At 29.7% G+C, this 8,168-nt stretch carries 13 protein-coding genes and 1 pseudogene; 6 read left to right on the top strand and 8 right to left on the bottom strand.

The annotated features are described in order from the left end of the window. Window positions 1–30 precede the first annotated feature (30 nt). From D9V42_RS14395 to D9V42_RS14380, 4 genes are read right to left on the bottom strand one after another with little or no spacing between them, the layout of a single operon-like run. Window positions 31–969 (bottom strand): low temperature requirement protein A, encoded by a 939-nt coding sequence (locus D9V42_RS14395; protein WP_122065531.1) that lies wholly within the window; start codon window positions 967–969, stop codon window positions 31–33. 28 nt (window positions 970–997) lie between these two features. Further along, window positions 998–1,345, bottom strand: a complete 348-nt coding sequence (locus D9V42_RS14390; RefSeq protein WP_122065529.1) for a MerR family transcriptional regulator — start codon at window positions 1,343–1,345, stop codon at window positions 998–1,000. 44 nt (window positions 1,346–1,389) lie between these two features. Beyond that, window positions 1,390–1,710: a hypothetical protein gene (locus tag D9V42_RS14385; protein WP_122065527.1), complete on the bottom strand. Its 321-nt coding sequence runs from the start codon at window positions 1,708–1,710 to the stop codon at window positions 1,390–1,392. Window positions 1,711–1,740: 30 nt separating this feature from the next. Next, window positions 1,741–2,499: an SDR family oxidoreductase gene (locus D9V42_RS14380; RefSeq protein ID WP_122065525.1), complete on the bottom strand. Its 759-nt coding sequence runs from the start codon at window positions 2,497–2,499 to the stop codon at window positions 1,741–1,743. A gap of 224 nt (window positions 2,500–2,723) precedes the next feature. On the opposite strand from D9V42_RS14380, the gene D9V42_RS14375 reads away from it, so the two are divergent. From D9V42_RS14375 to D9V42_RS14360, 4 genes are all read left to right on the top strand, one after another. Then, a complete protein-coding gene (locus D9V42_RS14375) occupies window positions 2,724–3,761 on the top strand; it encodes a 2,3-butanediol dehydrogenase (protein ID WP_069792563.1) in 1,038 nt (345 codons plus the stop codon). Between the two features lie 223 nt (window positions 3,762–3,984). Beyond that, complete coding sequence (locus D9V42_RS14370) at window positions 3,985–4,413, top strand: Rrf2 family transcriptional regulator (protein WP_069792562.1); 429 nt, start codon at window positions 3,985–3,987, stop codon at window positions 4,411–4,413. A 96-nt stretch (window positions 4,414–4,509) separates the two neighbouring features. Next, on the top strand, window positions 4,510–4,641 hold the full coding sequence (locus tag D9V42_RS14365) for a DsbA family protein (protein ID WP_119604119.1): 132 nt from the start codon (window positions 4,510–4,512) through the stop codon (window positions 4,639–4,641). A gap of 200 nt (window positions 4,642–4,841) precedes the next feature. Further along, window positions 4,842–5,480, top strand: coding sequence for an NAD(P)-dependent oxidoreductase (locus D9V42_RS14360; protein WP_069792561.1), 639 nt, complete (start codon window positions 4,842–4,844; stop codon window positions 5,478–5,480). A 276-nt stretch (window positions 5,481–5,756) separates the two neighbouring features. Here D9V42_RS14360 and D9V42_RS15160 read toward each other — a convergent pair whose 3' ends face one another. The 3 genes from D9V42_RS15160 to D9V42_RS14350 all read right to left on the bottom strand — a co-directional run bounded on the left by D9V42_RS15160 (window position 5,757) and on the right by D9V42_RS14350 (window position 6,555). Further along, window positions 5,757–5,930 carry a hypothetical protein gene (locus D9V42_RS15160; protein ID WP_158256296.1) on the bottom strand — a complete coding sequence of 58 codons (174 nt, stop codon included), beginning with the start codon at window positions 5,928–5,930 and terminating at the stop codon, window positions 5,757–5,759. A gap of 126 nt (window positions 5,931–6,056) precedes the next feature. After that, complete coding sequence (locus D9V42_RS14355; RefSeq protein WP_122065533.1) at window positions 6,057–6,338, bottom strand: peptide deformylase; 282 nt, start codon at window positions 6,336–6,338, stop codon at window positions 6,057–6,059. 19 nt (window positions 6,339–6,357) lie between these two features. Beyond that, window positions 6,358–6,555: a helix-turn-helix transcriptional regulator gene (locus tag D9V42_RS14350; RefSeq protein ID WP_039069675.1), complete on the bottom strand. Its 198-nt coding sequence runs from the start codon at window positions 6,553–6,555 to the stop codon at window positions 6,358–6,360. A 463-nt stretch (window positions 6,556–7,018) separates the two neighbouring features. Between D9V42_RS14350 and D9V42_RS14345 the strand changes: the two genes are divergently transcribed. Continuing rightward, window positions 7,019–7,219 carry a hypothetical protein gene (locus tag D9V42_RS14345; protein WP_119614941.1) on the top strand — a complete coding sequence of 67 codons (201 nt, stop codon included), beginning with the start codon at window positions 7,019–7,021 and terminating at the stop codon, window positions 7,217–7,219. 276 nt (window positions 7,220–7,495) lie between these two features. Here D9V42_RS14345 and D9V42_RS14340 read toward each other — a convergent pair. Next, window positions 7,496–7,615, bottom strand: a pseudogene (locus D9V42_RS14340) (protein rep); the annotation flags it as partial. Between the two features lie 55 nt (window positions 7,616–7,670). Here D9V42_RS14340 and D9V42_RS14335 point away from each other — a divergent pair. Further along, window positions 7,671–8,168, top strand: a 498-nt coding sequence (locus D9V42_RS14335) for an IS6-like element IS257 family transposase (RefSeq protein ID WP_122065523.1), incomplete at its 3' end; no start/stop codon positions are given.

Here is an 8,168-nt window from a genome sequence, read left to right as displayed (position 1 = left end):
ACGCATAAGAAAGAAGAAGCATAACATATGTTATGCTTCTTCTTTCTTATGCGTGTATATATTAGTTAATAAACTAGCTATAAATAGAATCAAAAATAGTATAAAACCATATATTTCAAATATGTTTAAGTGTTCATGAGATAATAGCTTATTCATTATCAGAAACAACATATCTAATGAATAAATTAAAAGTAGATGTATATAAATAGTAGTAAAACCAGTTTTATTTGTTGTATTTTTATCTGTCGATTTATAATGAACAACATAGATAATAAATAAACAAGTAATAAAGGCAAAACATATAGCATATACAATATTTAAATGTGATAATTCAAAGTTTTGTATTAATAGAACTAAACCTTCTCCAAATAACAAAATAACTAATAAACTTAATCTTTCTGTTAAATGATTAAAGTAAACAGGATTTTGATAAGAAGTTTTATAAAATAATAGTGGGAATATTGCCACTATAGCAATACCTGTAAAATATAACCAAAAATTAGCTGGGGGCGGTAAGACGGTAGATACTATGGAAAGTATAATTGTTAATAATAATCCAGTAGTATAAACTTCAACTAATTTTTTACTTGGATTTGCATTAGCAAATTTATAATTTAAGAAATATTGTATGAAAATACTTAAGTATATCAAGGCTGACATTAAGACAAACGGTATAAATGTTTGTTGGAAATCACCATTTATTGCTTTAGATAATATAACTATTAGATACATATCTATAAATACAAAAATATATTGATACCATTTTTGATTAAAAAATCTATTAACTAAAAGTGTACGATAAACCCATATAGAGAAGAATACAAGAAAAAGCATAAAGCTTTTTCCCAGTTCTTCTAAGGACATTAAGTTATGTGAAATACCTTCTGCTGTTTGGTTAATCGTTGATAAGATATAAACAAATATTAAATCAAAGAATAATTCTGTCATACTGACTTCTTTCTTTCCCATTTTTCCACTCCTGAAATTATATTTTCATTTATTCTTCATCTAATAGTTTGAACTTCTCGTCCAATTTTTGGAGACCTTTGTTTATTAATTCTTTTTGGTCTATTAAATTTTTTTGATGCTCTAAAAATATATCTTTACGTTTCATTTTAGTTGAACTACCTTGATGATATAATTCAGCAATTTCTTTTAACTTTGATACAGGCATATGTGTTTGTCTCATACACTTTATAAATTCAATCCAATATAAATCTTCTTTTGAAAAATCTCTATAACCATTTTTATCTCTTGAAACAAATGGAAAGAGCCCAGCTTTATCGTAATATCGAATCGTATGTTCACTTAAACCTAAATTTTCAGCTACTTGTTTAACTTGCATACTAACCCTCCTAAAAAAGGTGACTTTATAAAGTCACCTTTTGCCTATTTAATCAGTTGTACTAATAGTTCTTCATATTCATTATGGATAATAGCTTCAAATCCAAATGTAGATTCCATGTCATTTTTTAATGTTGTGATAGTATCATAACCGATAAATTCAGGATCATCTATTTTCAAACCAATTCGTTTAATGTCATTATGAAATAAATTGTTTTGGTGAGAAAGCTCAATAATCTCTTCTGCTAAAGATTTAACGTAATTATTAGTTGGGAGAGATACATGCTTATCATCTACGACTCTGTGTTCTGTAATAATCTTTATATCTGTTTCATTTTCTTTAAATATTGTTAAAAAATAATACATATTAATAACCACCTTATAAATTTAAGTAGATTAACGTGTCGTATATCCACCATTAGCGAATAATGTTTGTCCATTTATCCACCAACCATCTAAAGTTAAGAAAGTAATAATTGGTGCAATATCTTCAATTTTTGTAAGTTGATTATGGAGTGCTTGAGATTTGTGGAATTCAACAGCATTTTCCCCCTCTTGAGGATAGAAGAATGGCGTATCCATTGGTCCTGGTGCTACAGCATTAACAGATATCCCTCTGTCCATAAACTCTTTTGACGCTGCACGTGTATAATGCTCAACTGGTGCTTTTTCGCCTGCATATGTTGAATATAAGCCAGTGTAAGCTGCAAGTAACGAAGTCGCAAGTGTAATGATTTTTCCATCATTGTTCATAGACTTTTCCGCATATTTGATAAAGAAATACGCTGATTTTGAATTAATGTCTGCCATACTGTCAAACTCTTCTTCAGTCGTTTCTGCTATGGGTTTCTTAAGAACTTTTCCTACGGTGTTAATTGCAATATCGACTTTTCCAAATGTCTTCTCCGCATGTTGAAATAAGGCTTCAATATTACTTACTTTAGTTAAATCTCCAGAAAATAATGTAGCTTCTCCACCTAATTCTTCTACTTTTGAAAGTGTTTCTTTTGCATCATCTAAAGACTTCTCGTCATGATGATGAATAACTAATTTTGCCCCATCTTTCGCATATTCCGTACTTAATAGTCCACCTAGATTTTTTGCCCCACCTGTAATAACTATAACTTTGTCTTTCAAATTATTAAATTTACCCATATATATAACCTCCTTTGAATATATTTCTTATCATAAACCTTAGAGTGCAATATAAAGCAATACTTTAACAACAATTTCTGAATTTTTTATTTACTTCTCTACTTCACTATAAGAGTTACACTAAAACATTAATATATAATATATTTTATTATTTAATTCAGTTGATTTGAAAGGATCTTTGAAAAAGCATATCATTAAAACAAATAATAAAGGAGGTTCTATCAATGAAAGCAGCAGTTTGGTATGGTCAAAAGGATGTACGAGTTGAAGATCGAAAATCTAAAGAGTTACAAGATAATGAGGTTAAAGTTAAAGTATCTTGGGCTGGCATTTGTGGTACAGATTTACATGAATACTTAGAAGGCCCTATATTTATTTCAACAGATAAACCAGACCCGTTCCTTGGCCAAAAAGCACCCGTTACATTAGGACACGAATTTGCAGGCGTAGTAGAAGATATTGGTTCTAAGGTTACAAAATTTAATAAAGGCGATCGTGTTGTCATTAATCCTACAGTTTCAAATCGTGAAAAAGAAGAAAATATTGACCTTTATGATGGTTATTCATTTATAGGCTTAGGTTCTGATGGCGGATTTGCAGAATTTACAAACGCCCCAGAAGAGAATGTTTATAAATTACCAGATAATGTTTCTGATAAAGAAGGTGCCCTTGTAGAACCAACGGCTGTTGCAGTTCAAGCAATTAAAGAAGGCGAAGTTCTATTTGGCGATACTGTTGCTATTTTTGGTGCAGGGCCAATCGGTTTATTAACAACTATAGCAGCCAAAGCAGCTGGTGCTAGTAAAATATTTGTTTTCGATTTATCGGAGGAGCGACTTAATAAAGCTAAAGCAGTAGGTGCTACTTATACGATAAACTCTGGTGAATCAAACCCAAGTGATATTATTAGTGAATACACTGATAATGGCGTTGATGTAGCATTTGAAGTAGCTGGTGTAGCACCAACCCTTAAATCTGCCATAGACGTTACTAAAGCAAGAGGCACAGTTGTTATAGTTTCTATATTCGGACATCCCATCGAGTGGAATCCAATGCAGTTAACTAATACAGGAGTAAAACTTACTTCTACAATTGCTTATACACCTACTACATTTCAGCAAACAATAGACTTAATCAACGAAGGCAATTTAAAAGTGAAAGATGTAGTTACTGATGAGATTGAGTTAAATGATATTGTAAAGTCAGGATTTGAACAACTTGTAAATGATAAATCACAAGCAAAAATTCTCGTTAAATTATAAAAAATATAAAAAGGAGCCTCTTTAGTTTAGAGATACTCCTTTTTATTTTAAAATATTTTGTTTTTAACTAGATGTTGTATCTGAATAGCTAAAAAGACCTTTAGGATAATTATAAACATCATGGAATTTTATAAATCGATTGCATTTAATTTTAATAAATAAAATAAAAAGGAGTTGACAATGCGTTATCTTGTAACTACAATGGTTACAAGAGGTGATTGATATGAAAATAAGTAGTCGTTTTACGGTCGCTATTCATATACTGACTTTAATAAAAATCGAAAAAAATTATACTTTAACATCGAATCAAATTGCAGAAAGTGTGAATACGAACCCTGTTGTTATTCGAAGATTGATGGGAAAACTTAAAAAGGCTGGCTTTATTGAAGTGTCTCATGGAAGTGCAGGAGTTAAGCTTTTAAAATCATTAGACGAGATTACATTATTTGATGTTTATAGATCTGTAGAAGTTGTTGAACAAGGCAATTTATTCCAAATACATGAAGATACCAATATTAACTGTACAGTTGGTGCAAACATACAAATTGTATTGGAAGTTATTTTGGAAAGTGCACAGGATGCAATGGAGACAGTATTAAAAAGTGTAACATTAGAAAATATAATGAACAAAATTCTAGTAAACAATGGATAAATATATCCACCCCTACTTGTAACTGTAATACTTACAGTTACAAGTAGCGTTTGCTTAAATTAGATAAAACTGTATTAATCACCTCAATAAACATTATTGAAAGGAGAAATTACTTTTTCATTGAAAGCGAGTATTTATTCTGATTATAGTTGTCCTTTTTGTTTTATAGGTAAGGACCAACTTGAAAAAGCAATAAAAGAAACAGATGGTAATGTATCTATAGAATGACAAACATTTGAGCTGATATCCAAAAACCATTAACGCAATTACATTCTGTTAATGACTCATCCAAATTATCACTCTGACAGTAAGAATGAAATCAGGTGAACGTATTAAAGATGTTTGTTTATCACTCATAATAGGTGCTTTAGCTCTATTATTATTTTTATTAAATATATTTTAATAATTAAAATTAGGAGGAATTTATTATGAAAATTGGAATTATTGGGGCAAGTGGAAAAGTTGGAAGCCTTGTATTAGAAGAGTCAATTAAAAGAGGTCATGATGCAACAGCAATTGTTAGAAATGCTTCAAAATTATCAAATAGTAATATAAATGTTTTAGAAAAAGAAATATATGATATTACTTCGGAAGACTTGAAAGATTTAGATGTAGTTATTAACGCATTTGGTGCGCCTCTTGGTGAAGAAGAAGCACATGTGAAAGCAGGCCGTGCACTTATTGAAGCATTAAAAGGATCTGATACAAGAGCAATTATCGTTGGTGGTGCAGGTAGTTTATACGTTGATGAAGCACAAACAACTAAGTTAATAGATACACCTGAATTTCCTGAAATATTTGTGCCAACTGCAAAAGGACAAGGTAGAAATTTAGAAGATTTAAAAACTTCTAAAGATATTACTTGGACATTTCTTAGTCCATCTGCAAATTTTGATGCTGATGGTCCTAAAACTGAAAACTATCAAGCAGGCAAAGACAATTTATTAATTAACTCTAAAGGCAATAGTTATGTTAGTTATGCAGATTTTGCATTTGCACTAGTGGATGAGATAGAAAATCCCCAGCATAAAAATGAACGTTTTACTGTGGTATCAGAAAATAATTAAGAAAATATAATTGAAAAGACAAAAATACTAATAAATTATATAACTTTATATGTCCAAAAAATTCAACACTAAATCTGTATATATGAAACATTTTAGAATGAAACGACTGAGTGTTTAAGGTATACCCTAATCACGCAGTATTTATGATATTAAATTTTATTATAGTTAGCTTCTAATTGTATACTTGACTAAGTAATAATTAATAAAAAAAATAGATACATTCGCCTCTATTATTGTAAATAACATAGGGCGAATGTACCTATAAAAATTTTTACTTTATACTTTCTCAATAGTACATCCAAACAAACCATCTTTAACTTTCACATTATGTTTACCTGACCAAAATGTGCTTACTTGATAATAGCACCACTCACCATCGTCTTTTAGAAATTTAATATCTTTATAATCTTTTTTCAGTAAGCATTTTAAGGTCTCATCTCTTCTAGACATAAATATCATCTTCCTTTAAAACGATACATTAATAGGTACGGAAAAGCAACTTTTTTTGTGCTTAAAACCAGTCATATCAATAACTTAAGGGCAACTAGCCTCGCCGGCAATAGTTACCCTTATTATTTAATAAATAGAATTTGCATTATTAGGAGGTGCTAATGGATTTATCTTATCAATACGTTCAAAAAACATTATTCCATTAAGATGATCTATTTCATGCTGAGCTACAATTGAAGCATGTCCTTTAAGCTTCAATATTTTTTCTTCCCCATATAAATTTTGACTATTTTTCAAAAAAATCATCATATTATTTAAAAGAGTAAAATCATTGTCACTTAATGGTATTTCTAAAGGTTTTGTCTTTTTATAAAGCATCTCGTTATCTTCTTTTACAATATCTTTCATAGTAATAATATAATTACTCTTATAAAGCTTTGTATTCAAATATATCATCAACTTTCTTCTTAAAAACTTTAGATATTTTAAATGCTAACTTCAATTCAGGGTCATACCTATCATTTTCAATAGCATTTATTGTTTGTCTACTAACATCACATCTTTTTGCTAAATAATCCTGACTAATAGCCAGTTTCTTTCTAAACTCTTTAATTTTATTTTTCATATTCGCCCCCCCCCCACTATGTAAAATATGTTTTACATAAAAATAACATAAATCTTTTTTTATTCCAATTGCTTTATTGACGTTGAGCCTCGGAACCCTTAACAATCCCAAAACTTGTCGAATGGTCGGCTTAATAGCTCACGCTATGCCGACATTCGTCTGCAAGTTTAGTTAAGGGTTCTTCTCAACGCACAATAAATTTTCTCGGCATAAATGCGTCTATTCCTTTATCTACTCAGTAGACCTAGTAGACCCGAATAAATAATTTTAAATATCCAAGGGCGCACTTACACACCTAAAAAAGGTGTAGTGCTAAAACCAAAATTTGCGTGTAATAATTAAATACCTTTATTTGCATTTTAAAGGGGTATTTAGAGCAAACTTTAAAAATATATAGTTTTATACCTCTATAATTATATTTGTTTCTTAAAACGTAAATATAAGCCAAATAAGAGGTGTTTTTATGACGATAAACTTTGTATTCACTTTTTCTGTATTTGATAAAAAATCAAAAGAAATTGCTGAACTATGTAATATCCCTAACGACCAACGAATTCAAAAAGTAATTAAAATCATGAAAGAACAAAACATTTCAGATACCGATTTTGAATTTCTTAAACTTTATGATTTTTATTTTTCAGATAATCCAGATATCAATTTTTAGCAAATCCAATGGCTTATTTTTTAGACACTGCCCAGTTACATGCAAATTAAAATTTTCATGATTTTTTATAGTTCCTAACAGGATTAAAATTTGTATAACGAAAGTATAATGTTTATATAACATTAGTATAATAAAGCATTTTAACATTATACTTTTGATAATCGTTTATCGTCGTCATCACAATAACTTTTAAAATACTCGTGCATAATTCAACAGCTGACCTCCCAATAACTACATGGTGTTATCGGGAGGTCAGCTGTTAGCACTTATATTTTGTTATTGTTCTTCCTCGATTTCGTCTATCATTTTGTGATTAATTTCTCTTTTTTCTTGTTCTGTTAAGTCATAAAGTTCACTAGCTAAATACTCTTTTTGTTTCCAAATATAAAAAATTTGGTTCTGTTGCAAAGTTGAATTTATAGTATAATTTTAACAAAAAGGAGTCTTCTGTATGAACTATTTCAGATATAAACAATTTAACAAGGATGTTATCACTGTAGCCGTTGGCTACTATCTAAGATATGCATTGAGTTATCGTGATATATCTGAAATATTAAGGGAACGTGGTGTAAACGTTCATCATTCAACGGTCTACCGTTGGGTTCAAGAATATGCCCCAATTTTATATCAAATTTGGAAGAAAAAGCATAAAAAAGCTTATTACAAATGGCGTATTGATGAGACGTACATCAAAATAAAAGGAAAATGGAGCTATTTATATCGTGCCATTGATACAGAGGGACATACATTAGATATTTGGTTGCGTAAGCAACGAGATAATCATTCAGCATATGCGTTTATCAAACGTCTCATTAAACAATTTGGTAAACCTCAAAAGGTAGTTACAGATCAGGCACCTTCAACGAAGGTAGCAATGGCTAAAGTAATTAAAGCTTTTAAACTTAAACCTGACTGTCATTGTACATCGAAATATCTGAATAACCTCATT

It is taken from the genome of Staphylococcus pseudoxylosus, from assembly GCF_003697915.1.
GTDB classification, from domain to species: Bacteria; Bacillota; Bacilli; order Staphylococcales; family Staphylococcaceae; genus Staphylococcus; species Staphylococcus pseudoxylosus.
Note: the sequence above shows the minus strand (reverse complement) of the source record. Positions and strands in the feature narration are given on the sequence as shown.